At 44.6% G+C, this 22,519-nt stretch carries 35 protein-coding genes and 1 pseudogene; 1 reads left to right on the top strand and 35 read right to left on the bottom strand.

Going from position 1 to position 22,519, the window contains the following annotated elements; translation table 11 throughout:
• Positions 1-94: 94 nt before the first annotated feature.
• The 35 genes and pseudogenes from V7L29_RS21450 to rplC all read right to left on the bottom strand — a co-directional run bounded on the left by V7L29_RS21450 (position 95) and on the right by rplC (position 20,760).
• Positions 95-481 (bottom strand): Rpn family recombination-promoting nuclease/putative transposase, encoded by a 387-nt coding sequence (locus tag V7L29_RS21450; RefSeq protein WP_334736756.1) that lies wholly within the window; start codon positions 479-481, stop codon positions 95-97.
• A gap of 127 nt (positions 482-608) precedes the next feature.
• Positions 609-1,616: pseudogene (locus tag V7L29_RS21455) on the bottom strand (IS982 family transposase).
• 393 nt (positions 1,617-2,009) lie between these two features.
• Positions 2,010-3,107 (bottom strand): peptide chain release factor 1, encoded by a 1,098-nt coding sequence (prfA, locus tag V7L29_RS21460; RefSeq protein WP_334736757.1) that lies wholly within the window; start codon positions 3,105-3,107, stop codon positions 2,010-2,012.
• A 103-nt stretch (positions 3,108-3,210) separates the two neighbouring features.
• On the bottom strand, positions 3,211-3,453 hold the full coding sequence (gene rpmE / locus V7L29_RS21465) for a 50S ribosomal protein L31 (protein ID WP_334690030.1): 243 nt from the start codon (positions 3,451-3,453) through the stop codon (positions 3,211-3,213).
• Positions 3,454-3,616: 163 nt separating this feature from the next.
• Positions 3,617-4,033 carry a 30S ribosomal protein S9 gene (rpsI, locus tag V7L29_RS21470; RefSeq protein ID WP_334690029.1) on the bottom strand — a complete coding sequence of 139 codons (417 nt, stop codon included), beginning with the start codon at positions 4,031-4,033 and terminating at the stop codon, positions 3,617-3,619.
• Positions 4,033-4,494 carry a 50S ribosomal protein L13 gene (gene rplM / locus V7L29_RS21475; RefSeq protein WP_334690028.1) on the bottom strand — a complete coding sequence of 154 codons (462 nt, stop codon included), beginning with the start codon at positions 4,492-4,494 and terminating at the stop codon, positions 4,033-4,035. Before rplM ends, rpsI begins: the two co-directional genes overlap by 1 nt.
• 130 nt (positions 4,495-4,624) lie before the next feature.
• On the bottom strand, positions 4,625-5,473 hold the full coding sequence (gene truA / locus V7L29_RS21480; protein WP_334690027.1) for a tRNA pseudouridine(38-40) synthase TruA: 849 nt from the start codon (positions 5,471-5,473) through the stop codon (positions 4,625-4,627).
• Between the two features lie 145 nt (positions 5,474-5,618).
• The gene (gene rplQ, locus V7L29_RS21485) at positions 5,619-5,969 is read right to left on the bottom strand and encodes a 50S ribosomal protein L17 (RefSeq protein ID WP_334690026.1); all 351 of its coding nucleotides are present in this window, start codon (positions 5,967-5,969) and stop codon (positions 5,619-5,621) included.
• A 31-nt stretch (positions 5,970-6,000) separates the two neighbouring features.
• Positions 6,001-6,948 carry a DNA-directed RNA polymerase subunit alpha gene (locus V7L29_RS21490; RefSeq protein ID WP_334690025.1) on the bottom strand — a complete coding sequence of 316 codons (948 nt, stop codon included), beginning with the start codon at positions 6,946-6,948 and terminating at the stop codon, positions 6,001-6,003.
• A gap of 400 nt (positions 6,949-7,348) precedes the next feature.
• A complete protein-coding gene (rpsK, locus tag V7L29_RS21495; protein WP_012410703.1) occupies positions 7,349-7,744 on the bottom strand; it encodes a 30S ribosomal protein S11 in 396 nt (131 codons plus the stop codon).
• A gap of 54 nt (positions 7,745-7,798) precedes the next feature.
• A complete protein-coding gene (gene rpsM, locus V7L29_RS21500; RefSeq protein WP_069070762.1) occupies positions 7,799-8,179 on the bottom strand; it encodes a 30S ribosomal protein S13 in 381 nt (126 codons plus the stop codon).
• Between the two features lie 115 nt (positions 8,180-8,294).
• On the bottom strand, positions 8,295-8,408 hold the full coding sequence (gene rpmJ, locus V7L29_RS21505) for a 50S ribosomal protein L36 (RefSeq protein WP_015129703.1): 114 nt from the start codon (positions 8,406-8,408) through the stop codon (positions 8,295-8,297).
• Positions 8,409-8,525: 117 nt separating this feature from the next.
• On the bottom strand, positions 8,526-8,699 hold the full coding sequence (infA, locus tag V7L29_RS21510; protein WP_334690032.1) for a translation initiation factor IF-1: 174 nt from the start codon (positions 8,697-8,699) through the stop codon (positions 8,526-8,528).
• Between the two features lie 126 nt (positions 8,700-8,825).
• The gene (infA, locus tag V7L29_RS21515; protein WP_006276978.1) at positions 8,826-9,050 is read right to left on the bottom strand and encodes a translation initiation factor IF-1; all 225 of its coding nucleotides are present in this window, start codon (positions 9,048-9,050) and stop codon (positions 8,826-8,828) included.
• Between the two features lie 215 nt (positions 9,051-9,265).
• On the bottom strand, positions 9,266-9,817 hold the full coding sequence (locus V7L29_RS21520; RefSeq protein ID WP_334690024.1) for an adenylate kinase: 552 nt from the start codon (positions 9,815-9,817) through the stop codon (positions 9,266-9,268).
• Positions 9,817-11,130, bottom strand: a complete 1,314-nt coding sequence (gene secY, locus V7L29_RS21525) for a preprotein translocase subunit SecY (protein ID WP_334690023.1) — start codon at positions 11,128-11,130, stop codon at positions 9,817-9,819. The genes V7L29_RS21520 and secY overlap by 1 nt, the downstream gene beginning before the upstream one ends.
• A 74-nt stretch (positions 11,131-11,204) precedes the next feature.
• Entirely contained in the window at positions 11,205-11,648 is a 444-nt protein-coding gene (gene rplO / locus V7L29_RS21530; protein WP_334690022.1) for a 50S ribosomal protein L15, read from the bottom strand.
• A gap of 48 nt (positions 11,649-11,696) precedes the next feature.
• Complete coding sequence (rpsE, locus tag V7L29_RS21535; RefSeq protein WP_334690021.1) at positions 11,697-12,224, bottom strand: 30S ribosomal protein S5; 528 nt, start codon at positions 12,222-12,224, stop codon at positions 11,697-11,699.
• Positions 12,225-12,384: 160 nt separating this feature from the next.
• The gene (rplR, locus tag V7L29_RS21540; RefSeq protein WP_334690020.1) at positions 12,385-12,747 is read right to left on the bottom strand and encodes a 50S ribosomal protein L18; all 363 of its coding nucleotides are present in this window, start codon (positions 12,745-12,747) and stop codon (positions 12,385-12,387) included.
• A gap of 2 nt (positions 12,748-12,749) precedes the next feature.
• Entirely contained in the window at positions 12,750-13,298 is a 549-nt protein-coding gene (gene rplF / locus V7L29_RS21545) for a 50S ribosomal protein L6 (protein WP_334690019.1), read from the bottom strand.
• 186 nt (positions 13,299-13,484) lie between these two features.
• Positions 13,485-13,886, bottom strand: a complete 402-nt coding sequence (gene rpsH, locus V7L29_RS21550) for a 30S ribosomal protein S8 (protein WP_109011927.1) — start codon at positions 13,884-13,886, stop codon at positions 13,485-13,487.
• Between the two features lie 23 nt (positions 13,887-13,909).
• Entirely contained in the window at positions 13,910-14,455 is a 546-nt protein-coding gene (gene rplE / locus V7L29_RS21555; RefSeq protein WP_334690018.1) for a 50S ribosomal protein L5, read from the bottom strand.
• Between the two features lie 97 nt (positions 14,456-14,552).
• Positions 14,553-14,906 carry a 50S ribosomal protein L24 gene (gene rplX, locus V7L29_RS21560; protein ID WP_334690017.1) on the bottom strand — a complete coding sequence of 118 codons (354 nt, stop codon included), beginning with the start codon at positions 14,904-14,906 and terminating at the stop codon, positions 14,553-14,555.
• Positions 14,906-15,274, bottom strand: a complete 369-nt coding sequence (gene rplN, locus V7L29_RS21565; protein WP_334690016.1) for a 50S ribosomal protein L14 — start codon at positions 15,272-15,274, stop codon at positions 14,906-14,908. Before rplN ends, rplX begins: the two co-directional genes overlap by 1 nt.
• Before the next feature lie 46 nt (positions 15,275-15,320).
• Positions 15,321-15,569: a 30S ribosomal protein S17 gene (gene rpsQ, locus V7L29_RS21570; RefSeq protein ID WP_100901244.1), complete on the bottom strand. Its 249-nt coding sequence runs from the start codon at positions 15,567-15,569 to the stop codon at positions 15,321-15,323.
• 6 nt (positions 15,570-15,575) lie between these two features.
• A complete protein-coding gene (rpmC, locus tag V7L29_RS21575) occupies positions 15,576-15,803 on the bottom strand; it encodes a 50S ribosomal protein L29 (protein ID WP_334690015.1) in 228 nt (75 codons plus the stop codon).
• 3 nt (positions 15,804-15,806) lie between these two features.
• Positions 15,807-16,232, bottom strand: coding sequence for a 50S ribosomal protein L16 (rplP, locus tag V7L29_RS21580; RefSeq protein WP_334690014.1), 426 nt, complete (start codon positions 16,230-16,232; stop codon positions 15,807-15,809).
• A 104-nt stretch (positions 16,233-16,336) separates the two neighbouring features.
• Positions 16,337-17,113, bottom strand: coding sequence for a 30S ribosomal protein S3 (gene rpsC, locus V7L29_RS21585; RefSeq protein WP_334690013.1), 777 nt, complete (start codon positions 17,111-17,113; stop codon positions 16,337-16,339).
• Positions 17,114-17,166: 53 nt separating this feature from the next.
• Complete coding sequence (gene rplV, locus V7L29_RS21590; protein ID WP_196518347.1) at positions 17,167-17,523, bottom strand: 50S ribosomal protein L22; 357 nt, start codon at positions 17,521-17,523, stop codon at positions 17,167-17,169.
• An 81-nt stretch (positions 17,524-17,604) separates the two neighbouring features.
• Positions 17,605-17,883 carry a 30S ribosomal protein S19 gene (gene rpsS, locus V7L29_RS21595; protein ID WP_012410721.1) on the bottom strand — a complete coding sequence of 93 codons (279 nt, stop codon included), beginning with the start codon at positions 17,881-17,883 and terminating at the stop codon, positions 17,605-17,607.
• Positions 17,884-17,982: 99 nt separating this feature from the next.
• Complete coding sequence (gene rplB, locus V7L29_RS21600) at positions 17,983-18,846, bottom strand: 50S ribosomal protein L2 (protein WP_334690012.1); 864 nt, start codon at positions 18,844-18,846, stop codon at positions 17,983-17,985.
• A gap of 122 nt (positions 18,847-18,968) precedes the next feature.
• The gene (locus tag V7L29_RS21605) at positions 18,969-19,283 is read right to left on the bottom strand and encodes a 50S ribosomal protein L23 (RefSeq protein WP_196518341.1); all 315 of its coding nucleotides are present in this window, start codon (positions 19,281-19,283) and stop codon (positions 18,969-18,971) included.
• The gene (gene rplD, locus V7L29_RS21610; protein WP_334690011.1) at positions 19,276-19,914 is read right to left on the bottom strand and encodes a 50S ribosomal protein L4; all 639 of its coding nucleotides are present in this window, start codon (positions 19,912-19,914) and stop codon (positions 19,276-19,278) included. Before rplD ends, V7L29_RS21605 begins: the two co-directional genes overlap by 8 nt.
• Positions 19,907-20,044, bottom strand: coding sequence for a hypothetical protein (locus V7L29_RS21615; protein ID WP_334736758.1), 138 nt, complete (start codon positions 20,042-20,044; stop codon positions 19,907-19,909). Before V7L29_RS21615 ends, rplD begins: the two co-directional genes overlap by 8 nt.
• Before the next feature lie 83 nt (positions 20,045-20,127).
• Positions 20,128-20,760, bottom strand: coding sequence for a 50S ribosomal protein L3 (rplC, locus tag V7L29_RS21620; protein ID WP_334690010.1), 633 nt, complete (start codon positions 20,758-20,760; stop codon positions 20,128-20,130).
• A gap of 1,025 nt (positions 20,761-21,785) precedes the next feature.
• On the opposite strand from rplC, the gene V7L29_RS21625 reads away from it, so the two are divergent.
• Positions 21,786-22,262, top strand: coding sequence for an NAD(P)H-quinone oxidoreductase subunit N (locus tag V7L29_RS21625; RefSeq protein WP_334690009.1), 477 nt, complete (start codon positions 21,786-21,788; stop codon positions 22,260-22,262).
• Positions 22,263-22,519: the final 257 nt, after the last annotated feature.

The following is a 22,519-nucleotide window of genomic DNA, read 5'->3' on the forward strand; positions in this document are numbered from 1 at the left end:
TAACAAAAATTAACTATAAATTCGTCGCTATCAAGTCTGGGGAGCCGTAAACCAGATTTGGCTTGAGCCACGGATAAAATTTATCACATCTATCTTAAAGTTGGCTTTGTGTTACTTGTCTAATTTCTTCGACATTCAAATCTAACGCTTCTGCTACTTGTTCTACAGTCAAACCTGCTGCCAACATTACTGGTACTGCTTTTAGTTTCCCTTTAAGCTCACCTCTAACTTCACCTTGTTCAATGCCTTGTTCAACACCTTCCTGAAAGGCTTCCTGATAAAATCTGGTTTGCTTTAACTCGCTTAAGTCAAACATTTGCTCCATCTCCTCCCTACTTATTGTGGGAAACTTGTAAGCCAAAATAGTCTCTATAAATTCTAATAATTGCTGCTGTTTTAGTGGTGAGTTTATCTCTAGCTTAGTTCTGTCTACCAACTTTTTTGCTTGGACAAAAGCTACCGGATTTTTGCACCTTGGCAAAAAGAAGTGGAAAAGTTAATTTAACGTGAGTTCGACGGTTAGAAAAAGCCGAAAAGCTTGCTAGATATAAAGCGCGAGAAACAGGGCACTAAAGAGCGATCGCTAAGATTACGTGAGTTCAACAGAACTAAAAAATGGCAGGAGGTAGAGCAGGCAAGTCTTTTGGGTAAATGTCAATAGAAGGTTTTTGAGGTAAATATGTATAAGCAGCCAATCCTGCGATCAAATTCACCAAAAAGTTAAAAGGGCTACGATGCCGAGAATGTTCAATTTGACAGATGTTTTTGAGATGGTCATTCACCGACTCAATGACTGCTCTCTTACGTAACAGAATTTTATCCAGCAATTTGACTAAGCGATTCTTACAAAGTTCTGATCGGAGGAAACCTCCGCTCAGACTTTGCGCTTTTTCATGTTCTTCTTGGATTTGGTAATTAACTCTAAGCCTCGCTCATATAGCTCCTCAAATAATTTTTGTGAAACATATCCTCTGTCACCAAAAATTTTACCAATCAAATCCTGGGTCATTTCTGGCACTGGCTTGCAGTCGTCTACATTGGCAGGAGTTAATTTAAATGCCAGCAATTCGCCCCGCTCATTAATTATCAAATGAAGTTTAAATCCAAAGTGCCAACCGACAGAATTTTTACCCCAATTTACTAATCCTTTAAATACTTTATGTGCATGGGCGCGACAATTATGACACACATTAATTGGAGTTGAATCAATAAAACTAATTCCGGTAATTTCTCCTGTTCTTGTATTCAAAAAACAGCACAACAGCCATTTTGCACCAGCGCAAAGTCTGAGCGGAGGTTTCCTCCGATCAGAACTTTGTAAGAGAAGGCATTAATTCCACAAATCTGTTGTAGCTAACTAAATTGGGAAATGCCCTACGCCAACTAGGAAGTACGTGCAATGTATAAAATTCCTTAAAGGTTCGATAACCACTACCATGAAAAGCGATAACTATTGTCATCACTTCTGATACGCACATCCGCGACTGACTGCGACGCTCTCCTATTGTCGATGGTAACTGTGGTATTTGCTGCCACAAGTTTTCCCACTGGTTACAGAAGTCATCTACATTACAGAAAATTTGTGTGATGTCAAGTCGAGATACAATGGTAGACATAGCGGAAAGTCTGAGCCGAGGTTTCCTCGGATCAGAACTTTCCAAGACAGCCGAGACCCCATTTTTGTTAGATATTTTTAGTCTCGGTCTTTTTTTGTGACTTTTTTACCGATTTTCCATCAATCGTAGCGATCGCCTTTTTGTATGCCTAGTTTTTAAATCTATACATAGCATGCTTTTTGGCTTTTTCAACCCGTCGAACTCACGTTAATTTATACCTACTAAACTCTGAAAGAATGGGCGAGGCTAAATTACCTTATGAAGTACGAATTTAGCTATTACCATTATTCCAGTGAAATAGAAGATGCACTCGATGCAGTATTAGAAAACCACCTATATGTGTTAAAAACAACAATACAATAAGTTGTTTTACAGTAATTTTAATAGCAAGAATTAGTTAGCGGCAGCAGTCGCTAACTCCGCGAGACGTTCTTGTTGGTCTAGAGATATGCAAGATTGGATAAGCGTCTCTAAATCACCTTCCAAAACAGGGTTAAGGGAATAATTCTGACCTAAGCGGTGATCGGTAGCGCGGTTATCTTTATAATTATAGGTGCGAATTTTTTCTGATCGCGATCCAGTACCAACCTGCGATCGCCGCATGGAAGTTACAGCTTCTTGTTGTTCGCTTAACTTGATTTCATACAACTTCGCCCGCAGAATTTGCATCGCTCGTTCTTTGTTTTGCAACTGGCTGCGTTCTTCTGTACAGAAAATGCGTATTCCTGTTGGTTTGTGCATCAAGTCAACGGCTGTTTCCACCTTGTTGACGTTTTGTCCACCAGCACCGCCAGAACGAGCTGTAGTCATTTCAATATCTTTTGGGTCAATGTGAATTTCCACGTCATCCACCTCTGGCATAATCGCCACGGTAGCTGTGGAAGTATGAACCCGTCCCCCAGATTCAGTTGCCGGCACGCGCTGCACACGATGCACTCCAGCTTCAAACTTTAACTGGCTGTAAACGTCATTACCTTTAATTTCGAGAATGACCTCTTTCCAGCCACCCATTTCTCCACGAGATTCGCTCACTAGAGAAACTTTCCAACCTTGACTCTGGGCATAGCGGGTGTACATTTGCATCAAATCGCCAGCCCAAATACTTGCTTCATCGCCACCAGTACCTGCGCGAATTTCCAACATGATATTCTTTTCATCATTGGGGTCGCGTGGTAGCAGTAAGACCTTCAAGCGAGACTCTAAATGTTCTATTTTTTCTTCAAGTTCTTTTACTTCCAGTGCTGCCATTTCTTGCAACTCTGGGTCACTCGCAGATTCTTTGTAAACTTCACGCGCTCCGATTAAGTCTTCTTGGGCTGCTTTCCAAATTTCATAAGTATTAACTACCTCTTCCAAAGAAGAACGAGACTTAGCAATTTGTTGATACTCATCAGGATTGCTAGCGGTATCGGGGTCGCCAAGACGACGTGTTAACTCATTAAAGGTTTGTTCAACAGATTTTAGTTTGTCTAGTAAGTATGATTCAGCCATGACGAGTGCGATCGCTCCTTAAAAAATAACAAATTGGCTCGAGCATATAAATGACAATCGACCCAGCTGATGCAGGGCCGTCGTTAACAGCAGAGCCAACCCGCTACTTTTTCTTTTGTTCGTCGCCAGATGTTTGAGTGCTGCTCATGCCGTACTTGCGGAGGAAGCGCTCCACTCGACCCTCAGTGTCAATAATCTTCTGAGTACCAGTGTAAAATGGGTGATTTCCAGACCAAACATCTACGTGCAATTCTGGCTTGGTAGAGCCAACGGTCATAACAACTTGACCATTGCAGTAAACTTTAGCATCTGGATACCACTTGGGGTGAATATCAGATTTAGCCATTGTTCTTTTGTGATGAATCTATCTTTATCAATTATAACTTTCAGGTTTCAATTGGAGTTAGGGATTGGGGACTGTGGACTAGGGATTAGGGACTGGGAAAGAGATAAAAAACCGACTTTTCTAATACTTAATCTCCTCTACCCAGTACCCAGTCCCCAATCGCTTATCGCTTAGAGTACTGAGGTGCTTTCCGGGCTTTATGTAAACCATATTTTTTCCGCTCTTTTGCCCTTGGATCACGAGTTAAGTAACCTTCGGTTTTCAAAGGTGGGCGGTTGTCTGGGTCTAGTTGACACAAAGCACGAGCAACTCCCAAACGAACAGAATCTGCCTGTCCTGTCAAGCCGCCACCTTCTGCTTTCACCAAAATGTCATATTCGTTTTCTAGTCCCAGAGTTTCTAGGGGTGCTTTGATCACTCCCAGGTAGTTGGGGTTAAATTGGAAATACAAGTTTCCATCTTTACCGTTCACAGTCAGTTGACCAGTGCCTGGAACCAAGCGTACTTGTGCTACTGCATTCTTACGACGACCAGTACCCCAGTATACGGCGCGACCGCTATTGGCGTTTGCTACTACCATTAATTTTCTTCTCCAGGAATTGTACTAATTTGTAGTTCTTTAGGTTTTTGAGCATCATGGGGATGCGTGGGGCCAGCGTAGACTTTCAGCTTGGTGAATAACTGCTTACCCAGACTATTTTTAGGTAGCATACCTTTAACAGCATGTTCTAAAATCCGCTCTGGTAAACGCTGTTGCAGTTTAGCGAAAGTTTCCGTTTTCATCCCACCGGGACGACCAGAATGGCGACGGTAAAGCTTTTGAGTGCGTTTTTTGCCGGTGACTGCTACTTTCTCAGCATTGATGACGATTACGAAGTCACCTGTATCTAAGTGGGGTGTATATTCGGGTTTCTTTTTGCCTCTTAAAACCTGGGCGATTTCGCTGGCGAGGCGACCGAGGCGTTTATCGGTGGCATCTACTATGTACCACTCACGCTCAAGGGAAGCTTGAGAAGGAAGGTATGTTTTACTTGTTGTCATTTGTCATTTGTCCTTTATCATTTTTAATTTGTCATTAGTCATTTATCCTTTATCATTTGTTATTTGTCCTTTATCCTTTGTCAGTTGTTCTTTGTTATTACACTAATGACCAATGACTAATGACCAATGACTAAGAACCAATGATTAATGACTCTTGACTAATGACGAACTTTGGCAAGGTGTCATACCAAATCTCTTTTGGAAAGGGAAAATCTGGATAGCCGACTCGCAACAAGCATAAGCCTTGGGGCGGTGCGGCGTGTTTCACTTCTTCCCGGCGTTGTTCTTTCCAGAGTTCGGTAAAGCTAGAAAGTGTCCGTTGTCCAGAACCTACTTGTACTAGCATCCCTACCAACAGCCGTACCATGCCATACAAAAATCCATCTGCCTGTATTTCAATATGGATAAATGGCCCACTGCGACGACACTCTGCTGCTTGCACCTCTACCCAGGAATGCGATCGCTTCGAGCCTGCACGCTGAAAAGCAGCTAAGTGATGCTTTCCCAAGAGAGGTTTCAGAGCAGCTTGAATTAAAAATTCATCCAGGGGTGCATAATAATAATGCCAACTGAAGGGTCTGACGAACAAGTTAAGTCGATCTTCAGTGTATATTGTGTAGCGATACCGTCGATAGGCTGCACTAAAGCGAGCGTGCCAACGGTTATCTACACTAGCCGAAGCCCTGATTAATATATCTGGCGGCAGATAGCTGTTGAGAATTGTTGCCCACTTGTGAGGCGGAATTAAACCTGTTGCTTCAAAATGGGCTACTTGAGCAGCAGCATGGACACCGGCATCGGTTCGCCCGGCACCGTGTAGTGTCACATGATGCCCAAGAATAGTAGTGATCGCTGTTTCTATTTCTTCTTGGACTGTCCGCTGTTTTTTTTGCCGTTGCCAGCCATGAAAATGAGTGCCCAGGTATTGGATTACCAAGGCTACTCGATGAGTTTGTGTAGGCTGGTGGCTTTCTAACATACAGATTTTGTCTTTGAAGTTCTGATCTAAGGAAGCCTTAGCTCAGACTTCTCTGTTTGTCATTTGTCTTTTGTCCTTTGTCATTCACTAATGACCATTGTACAGACGCGATTAATCGCGTCTCTAATGACTAATGACTAATGACTTAAACCAATTCAATTATTGCCATTTGAGCATTATCACCACGACGCGGTACGGTATGCAGAATGCGGGTATAACCGCCCTGACGATTACCATATCGAGTCGGAGCTTGTTCAAACAGAGCGTGAACCAGTTGTTTGTCGAAAATATAGCCAAGAGCTTCCCGGCGTGCTGCCAACGAGCCGTTTTTGGCTAGGGTAATCATTTTTTCCACTTCACTTCGCAGAACTTTAGCTCTAATTAAAGTGGTGGTGATCTTACCATGACGGATCAGCTCGGTGGTGAGCGATCGCAGTAAAGCACGGCGTTGATCAGCAGGTTTACTGAGTTTTTTGACGCGACAACGGTGACGCATAATTATGCACTATGAATTATGAACTGTTTTCTTAAGGGTGTTTAGAGCCTCTTTCCATTGGCAGGGTGATGCCCAAGCGTCGCTGCAAAGCTTCCACGACTTCTTCTGCTGACTTCTGACCAAAGTTTTTAATTTCTAAGAGGTCTTCTTGGGTATAATCCAACAAATCTGCCACAGAGTTAACTTGTGCCCGTTTGAGACAGTTGTATGCCCGCACAGAAAGTTGCAACTCTTCGATGGGTATCTGGGCAGTTGGGTCGTCTGGAATATCCGAACCTGTATCTGTTGGTTCCAGGGAGATATCTTTCAACGGGTTGAATAAATCTACCAAGATCCCAGCGGCTGAAGATAAGGCTTCTTGGGCGGAAATACTGCCATTTGTCCAAACTTCCAACAGTAGTCGGTCTTTTGGAATCAAGCCGTCCCCACGAGATTCTTCAACACTATAGTTTACTTTTCGCACCGGCATAAATATCGAGTCGATTTGGAGAAAGTCCAATGATGTGGCTTCCTCACGTCCTCGCTCTACGGTACGATAGCCTTTGCCTTTCTCGATCCGAAATTCCATTTCCAGTTTTCCTCCCTCAGCGAGGGTAGCTACATACTGGGTCGGATCGATGACTTCTACTTCACTGGGCAAATCAAAATGCGCCGCAGTGATTGTTGCTGGTCCGCTAACGAGTAATCTACCAATCTGGGGCTGCGAAGAATAGTTTTTCAGGATAACTTCCTTCATTCTCATGAGGATTTCTAACACATCTTCCCGCACGCCCGGAACTGTGGCAAACTCATGTGAAACGCCTGCAATCCGCACTGCTGTAACTGCTGTACCTTCTAAATTAGACAGTAAAACCCGCCGCAGTGCGTTACCAACAGTTGTTCCTTGACCGCGATCTAAAGGTTCCAAAACAAATTTACTGTAATGGTTCCGACTTTCCTCAGTATTCGACTCTACACATTCAATTTGAAACTGCGCCACGGATGAGCCTCCCTTTTTCTAAGGTGCTGCTAGCAGACAAATCAATTGCCTCCCGAATTGACTGCCAATTTTCGATTTTGGATTTTGGATTTTGGATTTTGGATTATGCTTCTTTGGTTCATGCTCCGCCTCTGGTAGGCGCAACAAATCTTAAATCATCAACTTAAAATCCACGAGGCCCTGTACCCTTGTAGTCGGGTTTAATCTAAAATCGCAACTCTAAAATCCAAAATTGATTCATAATATTTTGGGTAGCCCGAAGTTTAACAGCTTTCACGGTAGGAAAATCTGACGCGCTTCTGGTCGCCCAAGTTTTCACCCAATGACAGTTTGCACGTTATCCGCCCAAGCGGTCATTGCGGCTGTAACTGTTTCGTCCTCACTGCCCAAATCTTGGTGTTTAAACTCGACGGCGCTTGGGTGGACGACAACCATTGTGAGGAATCGGGGTAATATCCCGAATGAGTGTAATTTCCAGTCCTGCTCCTTGAAGTGCCCGGATAGCGGTTTCTCTACCTGCTCCTGGCCCACTGACCATTACCTCAATTTGGCGCATTCCTTGATCAATGGCTCGACGGGCTGCACTTTCAGCAGCAGTTTGCGCTGCAAAGGGAGTTCCCTTTTTTGCTCCCTTAAAACCGCTAGAACCAGCACTAGCCCAGGAGATGACATCTCCATTTTGATCGGTAATGGTGACAATGCTATTGTTGAAAGTAGACTGGATGTAGGCCATGCCACTGGGCACATTCCGTTTCTGCTTCTTGCTCCCGGATTTTTTAGTTGGTTGTCTCGCCATACTTGTTTAGTTGATTTAAGGTAAAACTTGCTCGGATTAGCAAGCGTTGCAAAATTATTTCCCTGGAGCCTTCTTTTTCCCAGCTACTGTCTGCCTTCTGCCTCGACGGGTTCTGGCATTTGTGCGAGTTCTTTGTCCTCTGACTGGTAAGCCCATGCGATGACGACGACCTCTGTAAGTACCAATGTCAACTAAGCGCTTGATGTTCAAAGACTCCAAGCGCCGCAAGTCGCCTTCAACTTGATAGTTGCTTTCTATTTCCCCTCGCAGGGCTGTCACATCGGCATCACTTAAGTCCTTAACGCGGGTGTCTGGGTTCACACCAGTAGCCGCTATAATTTCTTGAGAGCGTGATAACCCAATTCCGTAGATGTAAGTCAGACCGATCTCGACGCGCTTATCGCGTGGAAGGTCTACTCCGGCAATACGTGCCACAATGAACTCTCCCTATTGTTCTCGCAATTATTGTTGGTTGGAAAAACGTGATTAATCGCGTCTTTTCGTTTTAATGATGATATGCGTCCTGCAACTCACTCTGTTGGTTAGAGCGTTATCCTTGACGTTGTTTGTGCTTGGGGTTCACGCAAATCACCATGACGCGACCACGACGTTTGATCACATTACACTTTTCACAGATTTTCTTGACTGAGGCTCTAACTTTCATGCCTTTTCTTCTTTGACTCCAAATATAAAATTATAGCATTTCTAGGGAAATTAATCCAGTTAAGTGACTAGTAAACAGTCAAAAAAATGGTTTTATGGTAAGATTCTCTACATATACTTACTTCTTTCGTAGTCGATAAGTAATTCTGCCTTTGGTCAAGTCGTAGGGAGTTAACTCCACCTTGATGCGATCGCCGGGCAAAATCTTGATATATTGACGGTTGACGGGAAGATATGCCAAGACGGAATCACTATTGTCTATTTGGACTCGGAACTTTTGGGCATTTACGATTGAGCCATCGTCTCGTTTAACTAAAAAGCTGTCACGAGATCATAACTGTGCAACACTGGCTTGTATTTGCATCGCCTCTGGCTTAATCAATAATTTGCTTACCTCCGATGAAGATTTTAGTTGCATTTACTTCTTACGCAAGCGATAGGTGATTCTGCCTTTGGTCAAATCGTAGGGAGTTAACTCCACCTTGACGCGATCGCCGGGCAAAATCTTGATATAATTGCGGCGAATCTTGCCGGAAATGTGTGCCAGCACGTTAAAGCCATTGTCCAAGTCAACGCGAAACATCGCATTGGGCAAGGACTCTGTAACCGTGCCTTCCATTTCAATCAAATCTTGCTTAGACAATTTGTTTTTTCCTCAACTCAACAATTTCGTGTTCAGTTGCAGCGCTTCATCTGCAAGAGAACACATTTTAAGAAATATATCAACAGTTTATTAATATATCTTAGCTAAAATCGCTCTGCTTCTTGCTAGGGGGAAATGGGGGAGATGAGTGAGCAGGGGAAGAAAATATTACCTGATTTGCCTCATCCTCCTTATCTTTATAATTTCCATAATCATCAAGCGATTACCTTTTGGAGTTCACCAGTGACATCTTCTTGGGACTGATTGCCATTTACTGTTAAAAGTTTTTGGCGATCGCGGTAATAATCAATTAAGGGTGCAGTTTCAGAGCGGTAAACTTCTAACCGACGACGAATCACCTCTTCGTTATCATCTTTTCGTCCCCGTCCAAGTAAACGCCCTACTACTACCTCATCTGGTACTTCCAGACTGACTACTCTTTCACCAAACTGGTCTAGTTGTTCGAGTAATTCCTCAAGAAAAACTGCTTGCTTGACAGTCCGAGGAAAACCATCGAGAATCCAACCTGGCTTGGCATCTAGCTGACTCAGCCGTTCCTGTACCATTTCTTGCACTAAAATGTCAGGTACTAGTTCCCCTTTATCCATATAACTTTGAGCTTTAATGCCCAAACGGGTTTGCTTTTCCAGTGCTTGGCGCAATATATCACCCGTAGAAACATGGGGAACATGCCAATGGTCAGCTAGGGTCTTAGCTTGTGTTCCTTTACCAGCTCCAGGCGGCCCCAAGAAGATTAGTCGCGTCACTATTGTTTCACCATTCCTTCATAGCGCTGAGAGATGACGTAAGTTTGGATTTGTCTTGCCGTATCAATCGCCACACCAACCAAAATTAACAAAGAGGTAGCACCCAGTCCTTTAAAGGTGGGTACTCCTAAAGCGCTTTCCACACCAGTTGGGATAATAGCGACCAAGCCCAAAAAGATAGCACCCAAAAACGTGAGTCGGTTCGACACACGCTCGATATACTCACTAGTCGTCTTACCAGGACGAATCCCAGGAATACTAGAACCCATTTTCTTCAAGTTCTGCGCCACATCTACTGGGTTAAGAATCAACGAAGAATAAAAGTAGCTGAAGAAAATGATGGAAATCATGTAGACCAAGGCATAGACCCAAGAGCCAGAACCGCTTGGACTTAGATAAGTGTTAATTATATTTGCCAATTCGGCATTCTTGGCGAAATTGGCAATCAGTAGTGGCAAACTAAGGATGGCCGCAGCAAAAATAATTGGCATCACACCGCCTTGATTTAGCCGCAAGGGTAAAAAGCTACGTTGCTCTGCCAAAACTCGACGACCTACTTGGCGACGAGCCGAAATAATCGGGATGCGGCGCATTCCTTCCTGTACAATCACAATACCAACAATGGTTGCTAGGAAAACTAAGATTAGCACGATTACGCGACCCACTGTTTCCCGGCCGCCGACTTGTACCAAATCGATAGTATCGCCTAAAGCTTTTGGTAATGACGCCACAATATTGACAAAAATCAACAATGATGCTCCATTTCCAATACCACGTTCTGTAATTAGTTCTGATGCCCACATTACAAACATGGAACCAGCAGTCAGAGCGATCGCGGTTTCAGCTACGAAGATTGGGCCTGGGTTTAAGGCAAATTGCTGCAGGAATAATGCCGAAAAAGCTGTACTTTGGATAATTGCCCAACCCACAGTCACATAGCGGGTAATTTGCGAAATTTTCCGCCGCCCTGCTTCACCTTCATTTTTCTGTAAATTTTCTAAAGATGGAATTGCAGCGGTCAGTAATTGGATAATAATAGACGCATTAATGAAGGGCAAAATTCCCAATGCAAAGACTCCCAAAGTCGAAAGTCCGCGTCCTGAAAATATATCCAATAAACCGAATACGGAATTATTTCCCGATATAGCTTCATGAAACCGTTCTCGATTAATTCCTGGTATGGGCAAAAAGATGCCCAGGCGAACCAAAATTAAAATACCGACGGTGACAAGCAGCCTACCTCTAAGCCCAGCTGCTTGTGCCATCTGCATAAAAGTTTCTTGAGCCGTTGGGGCTTTGTCTCGACTGATCATAGAGTGCTACCTTTATAGTGAACCAGGCGCTGAGTGCGAGTTGGCTTGCATTTAAGTGCGCTGTTCTGGCTCACTCATAAGACTTCACAACTCCCACCAGCTGCCTCAATTTTGCTCCGAGCTGTACCTGTGAAAGCTGCCGCTTGTACCTTGAGCGGAGTACTCAATTCCCCGTTACCTAAAATTTTCAATGGTCCCTTGACAGCAGTAAGGATACCTGCTGCTTTCAAGGAGGTCAAAGTTACTTCCGTATTAGCGGGAAGGGAGGCTAGCTTCTCTACATTAATCGTAGTGTAAATTTTCCGATTCACAATCGGAAAGCCCTTCAGCTTAGGTAAACGGCGGTACAATGGCTGTTGACCACCTTCAAAACCTGGTCGTGTACTACTACCAGAGCGAGATTTTTGACCTCGCATACCTAGACCAGCACTGGCACCTTGACCGGCAGAAATACCTCTAGCTACACGCCGCTTGCGTTTTTTTGAGCCTTTTTGCGGCTTAACATCGTTGAGTCTCATGATGTGATTAGTACTTATTTACACAACATCTCTGTAAATGTGACTCTACTAAATGTAGAGATTTTGAATAGGAATACCGCGGTCTTCGGCAACTTCAGAAAGAGTACGCAGTGTAGATAAGGCGTTGACTGCGGCTCTAGCATTATTGAGCGGATTGTTAGAGCCAAGTTGCTTGGCTAAGACGTTACGAACTCCTGCTAATTCCAGCACAGTTCGCACAGCACCACCAGCAATTACCCCAGTACCAGGTGCGGCTGGACGCATAATCACCTTTGCACCGCCCCCGACACCATCAATAGGATGGGGGATGGAGTTGGATTTGGTGATTGGGATATCAATGAGATGTTTTTTGCCGTCGGCTACGCCTTTTTTGACGGCGCCAATTACATCTGAGGCTTTGCCTACTCCTACACCAACTTGACCGCGTTCGTTACCAACGACAACGATCGCTCGGAAGCTGAGTTTTTTACCACCTTTGACGACTTTGCTGACGCGTCGGATCTGAATTACCCGCTCTTGCCAAGTGGTTTCTTCTTTTTTGGTACGCTTTGTTCTACTTTTACGCTCTGTTGCCATAATTTATGCTCTTTTATATGTCATTTGTCCCCGTTGGCGCAGCGTCTCCCTTAGGAGAAGTTCTGATCTTAGGAAGCCTGAGCTTCTGACTTCTGTTTTTGTCATTTGTCCTTTGTCATTTGTCCAATGACTAATGTCCAATGACTAATGACCAATGACTTTAGAAATCTAAACCAGCCTCGCGTGCTGCCTCAGCTAATGCTTTGACACGACCATGATATAAGTTACCACCGCGATCAAAGACTACTTTGGTGATACCTTTTTCTAGCGATCGCACTGCGATCAACTTACCAACTTGCACTGATGCATCGCGGTTTGCTCCTGACGCTAAACTAGATTTCAACTCTGGTTCTACAGTCGATGCTGCCACTATGGTTTGATGCTGAGTATCATCAATTACCTGGGCATAAATATGCTCATTAGAACGAAATATTGCTAGACGCGGACGTTCCGGTGAGCCAATAACTTTGCCACGAACACGTCGATGACGACGGTTTTTTGATTCTCTACGAGTAAGTTTCATTTCTACTTCTTACCACCCTTACCAGTCTTACCAGCTTTCCGTCTGACCACTTCACCGGCATAGCGAATGCCTTTACCTTTATAAGGTTCTGGTGGACGAACGGCACGAATTTTGGCGGCTGTGTTACCTACGATTTCTTTGTCATAGCCGCTGACAATGACGTTAGTGGTACCTTCTACGGCAAACTGAATTCCTTCTGGTGGTTCAATTTGCACTTGATGGCTGTAACCCATATTCAAAACTAGGTTACGCCCTTGAACTTGTGCCCGGTAACCAACACCTTGAATTTCCAAACGGCGCTGAAAACCTTGGGAAACTCCTTCGACCATGTTGGCAACTAAAGTGCGACTCAAGCCGTGTAGCTGCTTTGAGGTACGAGTTTCATCCCGACGGTTGACTTGTAATATTTCTCCCTCTTGAGAGAGTGAGACATTAGCTGCTAGAGTGCGAGAAAGCTCTCCTTTCGGCCCTTTCACCACAATATTCGTACCATTGATCGCCACTTGAACTTTGGCGGGAATAGTAATTGGACGTTTACCAATACGAGACATGACTTTTTGTCCTTTGTTATTTGTCCTCTCTTACAAAGTTAAGCCACTGCGTTGGACGGGTCTCCCGGCTTGAAGCAAGTGGCGTCTGATGCCTACGGCGGGCTACGCCAACGGAGGAAACCTCAGCTTTGACTTTGCGCTTTGTACTTTGTCTTTCACTAATGACAAATGACTAATGACCAATGACTACCAAACGTAACAAAGCACTTCGCCACCCAAGTTCTGACGCCGCGCTTCACGGTCGGTCATAATACCACTGGATGTAGAAATAATGGCGATGCCAATGCCGCCCAGTACCCTTGGTAATTCTTTTCTATTGGAGTAAACACGCAAGCCAGGCTTACTCACTCGCTTTAAGGCGGTGATCAAAGGCTGACGGTTTTTACCCTTGTATTTCAGGGAAATCACTAGATTGCGCTTTACCCCTTCTTCTGCTTCTTCGATTTCAGCAATAAAGCCTTCCTCCCGTAGTACTTTGGCAATACTCCGGGTCATTTTTGTAGCTGGCACTTGTGTAGTTTGATGCCGCGCCAGGTTGGCATTGCGGATGCGCGTCAGCATATCTGCAATTGTGTCGTTAGCCGCCATCGTTCCCTCTATAGATGAACTTATTAATCGCGAAAGGGCATTCCTAATTCTTTAAGTAAGGCGCGTCCCTCTTCGTCGTTTTTTGCTGTGGTGATGATAGAAATATCCAGACCACGGACTTGATCGATGCTGTCGTATTCGACTTCTGGAAAAATTAGCTGTTCTCTCACACCCAGAGTATAATTACCGCGTCCGTCAAAGCTTTTAGGGCTAACGCCGCGAAAGTCTCGAATTCTGGGTAATGACAGGCTAACGAGTCGGTCAAAAAAGGCATACATCCGTTCGGATCTGAGGGTTACCATTATACCCACAGGCATTCCTTGACGAATCTTAAAGCCAGCGATCGCCTTTTTCGCCCGTGTCACCACTGGTTTTTGACCAGTGATCACTGAAATTTCGTTTATGGATGCTTCCAGCGCCTTTGCATTTTGAGCTGCTTCACCCAAACCTCGGTTAATAGTAACCTTTACCAACTTCGGTACTTGATGAACGTTGGTATATTGAAACTGATTGATCAGTTTGGGGACGATTGTCTCTTGATATAAGCTTTTGAGTCTTGTTGTCGCCATAGTTTTTTGTCCTGATATCCCTGGGCTTGGTCAGGGAACTTTTATTGTCTTTTGTCTTTTATCTTTTTACTAATGACTAATGACCAATGACTAATGACTATTTATCCAGAATCTCGCCAGTTTTCTTGAGTTTTCTGACTTTTTTGCCTTCTGAGGTAAAGGTATAACAAACACGACTGGCAACGTTTTGCTTGGTGGAATAAAGCATGACGTTGGAGCTATGAATTGGGAATTCTTGGGTAATAATCCGCCCTGATTCGCCTTCTTGCTGGGGTTTGACGTGCTTGGTTTTAATGTTGACACCTTTGACAACAACTTTACTCAGTTGGGGAAGTGCCTGGATAATTTCACCAACTTTTCCTTTGTCTTTGCCAGCAATCACTTGTACGGTGTCGCCAGTTTTGACGTGCATTTTGTAGAATACTTTAGGCGTACCTTGTTTTGTTGCCATTAAAGCACCTCCGGAGCCAGAGAAACAATTTTGGTAAAGTTTTTATCGCGCAGTTCCCGTGCAACTGGGCCAAAAACCCGTGTACCTCTGGGGTTACCGTCTTTGTTGATGATCACAGCAGCGTTATCATCAAACCGAATACTCATGCCGCTGTCACGACTTACAGCTTTTCGAGTCCGGACAATTACTGCTTCCACAACATCAGACTTTTTTACAGCCATATTGGGTGTAGCATCTTTGACAACGGCGATAATTTTATCGCCGATGCCGCCATAACGACGGTTGCCTCCGCCTAAGATGCGGATACACATTAGTTTACGAGCGCCGCTGTTATCTGCGACATTCAGGTAAGTCTGGGGTTGAATCACAATTATTCTCCCTTGTGATGTTGTTAGTTTCTAACAACGATGAGGTTTAAGTAGGTTTGACGTTCAAGACTTCTGTGATTTTCCAGCGCTTGGTTTTACTCAGGGGTCTAGTTTCCTGAATACGAACGCGATCGCCTACTTTACACTTATTTTCTTCGTCGTGAACTTTATATCGTTGGGTGTTAACTACAATCTTGCCGTACTTGGGGTGAGGGGCGCGGTTTTCTATGGCAACTACCACAGTTTTTTGCATTTTATCGCTCACTACCAAGCCAACTCGTTCTTTGACTGCCATAATCTCCTACTTTTCTTCTTTAGCCGATTGAATTGCTGCCCGTTTGCGTTCTGTTTCTACCGTTAGCAATTGGGCTAGGCGGTGTCGGATCTGTCTGAACTGGTGGGGCTTTTCCAGTTGTCTGGTGGCTTTTTGCAAGCGCAACTGAAATAGTTGTCTTTTAATAGCGACAATTTCTTCAGAGAGTTTATCGTCACTTAATTCTCTAGCTTCTGAAATCTTGGGAAGAGGCATAACCTACTCCTGCTCCTGTGGTTGAGAACGCACAATAAACTTGGTTTTTATGGGCAGTTTAAATGAAGCCAAGCGCATGGCTTCACGGGCGATTTCTTCAGAAACCCCAGCGATTTCAAACAAAATTCGCCCTGGCTTGACTACAGCTACCCAAAACTCTGGCGAACCTTTACCAGAACCCATCCGGGTTTCAGCAGGACGCATGGTTACAGGTTTATCAGGGAAAATCCGAATCCAGATTTGACCACCCCGACGAATATAACGGGTCATTGCCCGGCGAGAAGCCTCGATTTGCCGGGAGGTAATCCAAGCAGGTTCTTGAGCTTGGAGTGCAAAATCACCGAAGTTGAGGGTGCTGCCACGGGTGGCTAGTCCCTCCATCCGTCCGCGCTGTTGTTTGCGGAATTTAGTTCTTCTAGGACTTAACATGATTGGCTACTGAGTACTAGGGATTGGGGATTAGGGATTGGGAATTAGGGATTGGGGATTGAGAATTCTTACCCAGTCCCCAGTCCTCAGTCCCCAGTCCCCATTTACCCTTCATTTGAGCGGTCTTCAAATTGCTGGCGACGACGTTGTTGTTGACGACGACGGGGTTCACGTTCACGATCACGATCCCCGCGATCGCGGGTTGCGGGTGGTGGCGGAGTTTCTTCCTGTCCAGGAATAATTTCTCCTTTAAACACCCATACTTTGATGCCCAAAATGCCGTAAACAGTTTTTGCCGTGCAATAAGAGTAGTCAATGTCAGCCCGTAAGGTATGTAAAGGTACTCTACCTTCACGAGTCCACTCTGTCCGGGCAATTTCCGCACCGTTGAGTCGGCCACTGACTTGGATTTTAATACCTTGGACACCAGCGCGTTGGGCACGCTGAATCGATTGCCGCACTACCCGCCGAAAGGAAACCCGGCGTTCCAATTGTTGAGCAATGTATTCGGCAATTAGGTAGGCATCAGCATCAACTCGTTGGACTTCAACTACGTTAATGCGAATTTGGCGATTACTGCCCAACAGTCCTTGGAGTCCGGTACGTAAGGATTCGATGCCTTGCCCACCACGACCCACTACTACGCCTGGTCTAGCTGTGCGTACCTCTAAGTCGATTTGGTCAGCTTTGCGCTCAATCCGCACCTCAGAAATTCCGGCGTTGTTTTGAGCGAGTCTACCCAGCTTTTGTTCTATGTATTGACGGAGTTTGTGGTCTTCTTGTAGAAGTTCTGGATAGCGATCAGGAACAGCAAACCAACGGGATTGATGTTCATGTGTAATACCCAGGCGAAAACCAACTGGATGAATCTTCTGTCCCACGAATGCTTCCTCTAAAATTTCTTACTTTACGCAATTTATTCGTGTAAGCGTGCTTATTTTTCTGGGGCAGCTGCAACAGCCACAGTAATATGACACGTCGGCTTGCGAATTTGGTAAGCTCGACCTTGCGCCCTTGGCTGGAACCGCTTCAAGGGCGGCCCTTGATCGGCGTATGCCTGAGTAATCACTAGTTGAGTCCGATCTAAGCCAGCGTTGTGTTCGGCATTGGCAGCAGCGCTTCTGAGAACTTTCAATATCGGTTCAGTGGCGCGATAGGGCATAAATTCCAGAATAATTAGCGCTTCCCGGTACGATCGCCCCCGGATTTGATCGAGTACGCGACGCACTTTGTAGGCTGAGATGCGGATAAAACGAGCGATCGCCTTTACTTCAGTAGTATCATTAGCCATAGTTTTCTCCAATTTTGTCATTTCTCATTTGTCATTAATCATTTGTCTTTAGCTAATGACTAATGACTTCATAACTAATGACTACCTACCTGCTTTTTTGTCGCTTTTTCCATGACCCCTGTAGGTGCGTGTTGGGGCAAATTCACCCAACTTGTGTCCCACCATCTGTTCATTTACAAAAACTGGAACGTGTTGGCGTCCGTTGTGAACAGCTATGGTATGACCTACCATTAGAGGCAAAATTGTCGAAGCTCGTGACCAAGTTTTAATAACTTCTTTTCTGTTGTTGTCGTTGAGCTTTTCAATTTTCTTTAGCAGATGATCCGCAACAAAAGGACCTTTTTTTAGAGAACGACCCATAATTTAATTTTGGATTTTGGATTTAGAAATTAGAATTTAGGAGTGAGGAGTTAGGAGTTAAATTTTACTCTTAACTCATAACTTTTAACTCCTAACTTTTTAAGATTCACGACCACCGCGACCGCGTTTAGAAGACTTACGCCGACGACGTATAATCAATTTGCTGCTAAGTTTCTTGCGATTGCGTGTCTTCGCACCTAATGTGGGTTTACCCCAAGGTGTTACAGGACCAGCTCTACCGATAGGTGCCCTACCTTCACCACCGCCGTGTGGGTGATCAACGGGGTTCATGACGCTACCTCTAACCTTAGGACGGCGACCTTTCCAGCGATTTCGTCCGGCTTTACCTGCACTCAGGTTTCTAGCATCGGTGTTGCCTACTTGCCCAATGGTGGCGTAGGACTCGCGTCGAATCAAGCGGACTTCTCCTGAAGGCAACTTGAGAGTTACATAATTACCTTCTTTTGCCACGACTTGGGCGCTAGCACCAGCAGCCCGGACAATTTGACCACCTTTCCCTGGAGTCAGTTCTACGTTGTGAACACTAGTACCCAAGGGAATCTTCCAAAGCGGTAAGGCATTACCATCTTCAAAGGGAGCTTCAGGTCCAGCAATAACTATTGTTCCAACTTTCAAACCGTTGGGGTGGAGGATGTACCGTTTTTCGCCGTCTTGGTAATACAAAAGGGCAATTCGGGCATTGCGATTAGGATCGTATTCAATCGCTGCGACTTTGGCAGGAATATTATGTTTATCCCTTTTAAAATCGATGATCCGGTAAAGCTGTTTGTGTCCGCCACCCCGGCGACGACTAGTAATCCGCCCGTGATTATTCCGACCTTTGGCGCGATGCTTCGAGGTTGTTAAAGATTTCTCTGGCTTGGTTTTTGTAATTTCCGCAAAGTCAGAGACTGTAACTTGGCGAGTGCTGGGGGTATAAGGGCGATAAGAACGAGTACCCATAATCTATTTTGGATTTTGGATTTTGGATTTTGGATTTGCTTAATTTTGGATTTTGGATTTAATGAGTGTTTAACTAATTTGGTAATTATTGAATAAACTCCTCAATCTAAAATCTAAAATTCCTAGACATCTGGGAATAGAACTTGTCTAATCTTGTCTTCATCCCCAGGTGCGACGGTAACAATGGCTCGCTTATATTGGGGTTTATAACCAATAAATTTACCAACACGCCGCTTTTTACGCGGTGGTAAGATAGTGTTGACTTTTACAACCTTGACCTGAAACAAGTCTTCGATCGCAGCCTTGATTTCTGGCTTAGATGCCTTGGGAATTACTTCAAAGGTGTACTTATTCTGCTCCATCAAGATAGTCGCCTTCTCGGTGACTATTGGGCGACGTACTAAGTCGGCAAGGTCACGGGGGTCAAAGCTAGGCACTGTAGACCTCCTGAATTTTTTCTAGGGCTGATGCCGTAACTACAATCTTGTCAGCATGCAGTAAATCAAAAACATTTAGCTGGTCGGCTGCAATTAGTTTTAAATTTTCAATGTTGCGGGCTGACAAATAAATGTTATCTGTATCCGCAATTTCGGACAAAATTAACAGTGACTTGCTTTCTGGTGCTACTCCCCAACGGGCAAGCGCTGCCACTAATTCTTTTGTCTTCGGGCGAGATAGCTCGGTGCTAAATTCTTCTACTACAATCAAATCGTCAATGCGGCTGACAAATGCTGTCCGCAGTGCTAAACGTCGCTCTTTACGGTTCAACTTCAAGTTGAAGTCTCTGGGCTTTGGCCCAAAGATCACACCACCACCACGCCACAGTGGTGAACGAATAGACCCTGCACGAGCGCGACCAGTACCTTTTTGGCGCCAAGGTTTACGACCGCCACCTCTGACTTCCGAACGAGTTTTTGTACTGGCATTTCCTTGACGAGCATTGGTCAATTGCCGTACTAAAGCCCGGTGTACAATATGAGACGCTGTTTCTTCCTTGGCAACGCGCAACTCGAAGGTCGTCTCGCCGACCTGTTCTCCTTGCCAATTTTTAACTACGCTTTCAACCATCTTTGTTATTTGTCCTTTGTCCTCTCTTACAAAGTTCTGATGGGAGGAAACCTCCGCTCAACGCCAGTTTGCACAATTCGGGAAACCCGCCCAAGCGACTGGCTCGACTTTGCGCTTTGTCTTTTGCCATTTTTCCTGTGTCATTTGTCACTTCGTCCTTTAACCAATTGACTAATGACTAATGACCAATGACTAATGACTAATGACTTTTGACTATCCCACTACTTTTGCAGGCATAACATTCACTAGAGCACCCGGTTTCCCAGGAATGGCTCCCTTAATTAACAATAAGTTGCGTTCTGGGTCAACTCGCACTATGGTCAGCTTGCGGATTGTGATGCGTTTTCCACCTAAACGCCCTGCCATCCGCTTACCTGGATAGACACGACCTGGTGTTGTACCAGCACCAATAGAACCGGGCGCTCTGTGGTTTTTGGAACCGTGTGACATCGGTCCCCGACCAAAGTTGTTGCGCTTCTGGTTACCTGCAAAGCCGCGACCGATGCTTGTGCCGATTACATCTACAATTTGACCTGCACTAAAAATATCTGCTTTAATCTGTTGACCTAAAGCATAATCACTAGAACTATCGGTGTGATACTCATTTAGGTGGCGCAATGCTGGGGCAGATGATTTAGCCAAATGACCCAGTAGTGGTCTGTTCAGTGCTTTTGGTTTGACTTCCCCATAACCAACTTGAATGGCAAAGTAACCATCGGTTTGTTTCGTTTTAACTTGTGTAACGGTGCATGGCCCTGCTTGAATGACAGTCACAGGAATGGCTACTCCTGCTTCGTCAAATATTTGGGTCATGCCCAGCTTGGTGCCGAGAATACCTACAGACACAGTAACTGGTTCTCCTTTCTACTTGCTGACCTTGAAATTGGACTCTAGAGGACACGCTTTGTACGCATCAGTTTATGCTAAGTTAGCCTGCGAAATTTGGAATGGCTTAAATAAACCGCTCCAAATGCTTTGGGACACAACAAACCGTGTCCATACTGCTTGGTGAATCTGTTTAGCTTCACACACTAGATCACCATAACAGCCACAAGTCCCTTCCCATTGGGAAGGAGTAACTTCTGGAATCAATGCAAGGCGCTACAGCTTTAAACTGTGTGCAGCAATGCTTTCGTCCAAGCAATTGCTCTGGCACTCTCTGGAGGCAGCGCTGTCGGCGGGTTTTCCTATTTATATACGCCCGAAGGACAGCTTCTTGGAGGTTGGCTACTGCCGTGTTCCAGTTGGACTTAAGCGGTTTTTACCGCCCAGTATCCGTTAACTGAGACTGACGTAATGCCATGAAACCAACATTGCTGCTCAGTTTTTACTTCCCTAAACACCTTAAACTATTGTTTAAGATTTTGCCTGCTTTTTCAGAGGCACAGGAGTAAATCTACTCTGGAGCTTAGGTATTAACTTTGCTTGTTTATCCATAAGCTCCAATCTTGACCTGAAAGCTTTTTTAGTTTACCAGTCTATGATCGATCTGAGTTAGATTATTCCGTTTGGATTAAATCATCAGTTTTTGATGCTAACACTACCTCAGAATGACAGTAAGAAGGCACTTAATTTGCGTGTTTGGTCACAATCTAATAATATAAATTATTTATTTATATTTGTCCAGTACTTTATAGAGCTATTTTTGGGGAGTAGGGGAAGAAGAATTAATAACCAATGCCCTGTTTAGCCCATACTTCGACGCCGCCCTTACCTCGGCTTCTCTACGAGACGCTCTTGCGTTCGCTCGGCACAAGTCGGCTACGCTTAGGACAAGCTCAGTACAAGTGCCCTATGCCCAAAAAAATGCTTTTAATCTATCGGTTCAGGGTAAATAATAGAGATATCTAAGTGGGATAAGACGAAAATCTATGGCACTAATTACCACTGGCAACGGTTTAATTCGCGATCTGGAAAAATTTGGCGCTCTCGGAGTGTATATACCTCTGGAAGGGGGTTATGAAGGTCGATATCAGCGACGACTACGCGCAGCTGGCTATACCACCATCCACATTACTGCTAAAGGACTAGGGGATGTAGCTGCGTATCTCACAAGAATTCATGGAGTCAGACCTCCTCATCTTGGTAAAAAAAGTACTGGTAGCGGTGCAGCAGTAGGTCAGGTGTACTATTTGCCACCAATTGTCAATTATCATCTAGAACAGCTACCACCAAAGTCAAAGGGGCTAGTATTGTGGATTATTGAAGGGCATATTCTTTCCAATGAGGAACTTGAGTATTTAACGAATTTGCCTCAGCTAGAACCACGAGTAAGAGTAATCATTGAGAAAGGTGGCGATCGCGCCTTCCGTTGGACTTCTCTAGAAAAAACTCTGTTAGCTAGCTAACACTTACAAAGGAGTGAGGAGTTAAAAATTTAAAACTCCTAACTCCTAACTTTTAACTCATAATTCTCTAAATTCAACAGTTAAAGCACAGGTTGCTATCAAGGCTTTAAGGCACTGACAACAAATAAATTATCCAATTTTGTGGGGCGGACTTTTCGGTCTACTCCACAATAAGTAGTTGAGTATTTTTTTATTTGTCAGTCTCTAATCCTGTTGGTGAGGGAATTTATAACCACCTCACAAAGAAAGAGCGATCA

Origin of the sequence: Nostoc sp., assembly GCF_036916575.1 — a bacterium.
Taxonomy (GTDB): domain Bacteria; phylum Cyanobacteriota; class Cyanobacteriia; order Cyanobacteriales; family Nostocaceae; genus Nostoc.

Excerpts from the sequence above, each read along its gene's own strand:
- prfA (WP_334736757.1), bottom strand. The coding sequence starts at position 3,107 with ATGGCTGAATCATACTTACTAGACAAACTAAAATCTGTTGAACAAACC.
- rpmE (WP_334690030.1), bottom strand. The coding sequence starts at position 3,453 with ATGGCTAAATCTGATATTCACCCCAAGTGGTATCCAGATGCTAAAGTT.
- rpsI (WP_334690029.1), bottom strand. The coding sequence starts at position 4,033 with ATGGTAGTAGCAAACGCCAATAGCGGTCGCGCCGTATACTGGGGTACT.
- rplM (WP_334690028.1), bottom strand. The coding sequence starts at position 4,494 with ATGACAACAAGTAAAACATACCTTCCTTCTCAAGCTTCCCTTGAGCGT.
- truA (WP_334690027.1), bottom strand. The coding sequence starts at position 5,473 with ATGTTAGAAAGCCACCAGCCTACACAAACTCATCGAGTAGCCTTGGTA.
- rplQ (WP_334690026.1), bottom strand. The coding sequence starts at position 5,969 with ATGCGTCACCGTTGTCGCGTCAAAAAACTCAGTAAACCTGCTGATCAA.
- rpsK (WP_012410703.1), bottom strand. The coding sequence starts at position 7,744 with ATGGCGAGACAACCAACTAAAAAATCCGGGAGCAAGAAGCAGAAACGG.
- rpmJ (WP_015129703.1), bottom strand. The coding sequence starts at position 8,408 with ATGAAAGTTAGAGCCTCAGTCAAGAAAATCTGTGAAAAGTGTAATGTG.
- secY (WP_334690023.1), bottom strand. The coding sequence starts at position 11,130 with ATGATCAGTCGAGACAAAGCCCCAACGGCTCAAGAAACTTTTATGCAG.
- rplO (WP_334690022.1), bottom strand. The coding sequence starts at position 11,648 with ATGAGACTCAACGATGTTAAGCCGCAAAAAGGCTCAAAAAAACGCAAG.
- rpsE (WP_334690021.1), bottom strand. The coding sequence starts at position 12,224 with ATGGCAACAGAGCGTAAAAGTAGAACAAAGCGTACCAAAAAAGAAGAA.
- rplR (WP_334690020.1), bottom strand. The coding sequence starts at position 12,747 with ATGAAACTTACTCGTAGAGAATCAAAAAACCGTCGTCATCGACGTGTT.
- rplF (WP_334690019.1), bottom strand. The coding sequence starts at position 13,298 with ATGTCTCGTATTGGTAAACGTCCAATTACTATTCCCGCCAAAGTTCAA.
- rpsH (WP_109011927.1), bottom strand. The coding sequence starts at position 13,886 with ATGGCGGCTAACGACACAATTGCAGATATGCTGACGCGCATCCGCAAT.
- rplE (WP_334690018.1), bottom strand. The coding sequence starts at position 14,455 with ATGGCGACAACAAGACTCAAAAGCTTATATCAAGAGACAATCGTCCCC.
- rplX (WP_334690017.1), bottom strand. The coding sequence starts at position 14,906 with ATGGCAACAAAACAAGGTACGCCTAAAGTATTCTACAAAATGCACGTC.
- rpsQ (WP_100901244.1), bottom strand. The coding sequence starts at position 15,569 with ATGGCAGTCAAAGAACGAGTTGGCTTGGTAGTGAGCGATAAAATGCAA.
- rpmC (WP_334690015.1), bottom strand. The coding sequence starts at position 15,803 with ATGCCTCTTCCCAAGATTTCAGAAGCTAGAGAATTAAGTGACGATAAA.
- rplP (WP_334690014.1), bottom strand. The coding sequence starts at position 16,232 with ATGTTAAGTCCTAGAAGAACTAAATTCCGCAAACAACAGCGCGGACGG.
- rplV (WP_196518347.1), bottom strand. The coding sequence starts at position 17,523 with ATGGCTAATGATACTACTGAAGTAAAGGCGATCGCTCGTTTTATCCGC.
- rpsS (WP_012410721.1), bottom strand. The coding sequence starts at position 17,883 with ATGGGTCGTTCTCTAAAAAAAGGTCCTTTTGTTGCGGATCATCTGCTA.
- rplB (WP_334690012.1), bottom strand. The coding sequence starts at position 18,846 with ATGGGTACTCGTTCTTATCGCCCTTATACCCCCAGCACTCGCCAAGTT.
- rplD (WP_334690011.1), bottom strand. The coding sequence starts at position 19,914 with ATGGTTGAAAGCGTAGTTAAAAATTGGCAAGGAGAACAGGTCGGCGAG.
- V7L29_RS21615 (WP_334736758.1), bottom strand. The coding sequence starts at position 20,044 with ATGGCAAAAGACAAAGCGCAAAGTCGAGCCAGTCGCTTGGGCGGGTTT.
- V7L29_RS21625 (WP_334690009.1), top strand. The coding sequence starts at position 21,786 with ATGGCACTAATTACCACTGGCAACGGTTTAATTCGCGATCTGGAAAAA.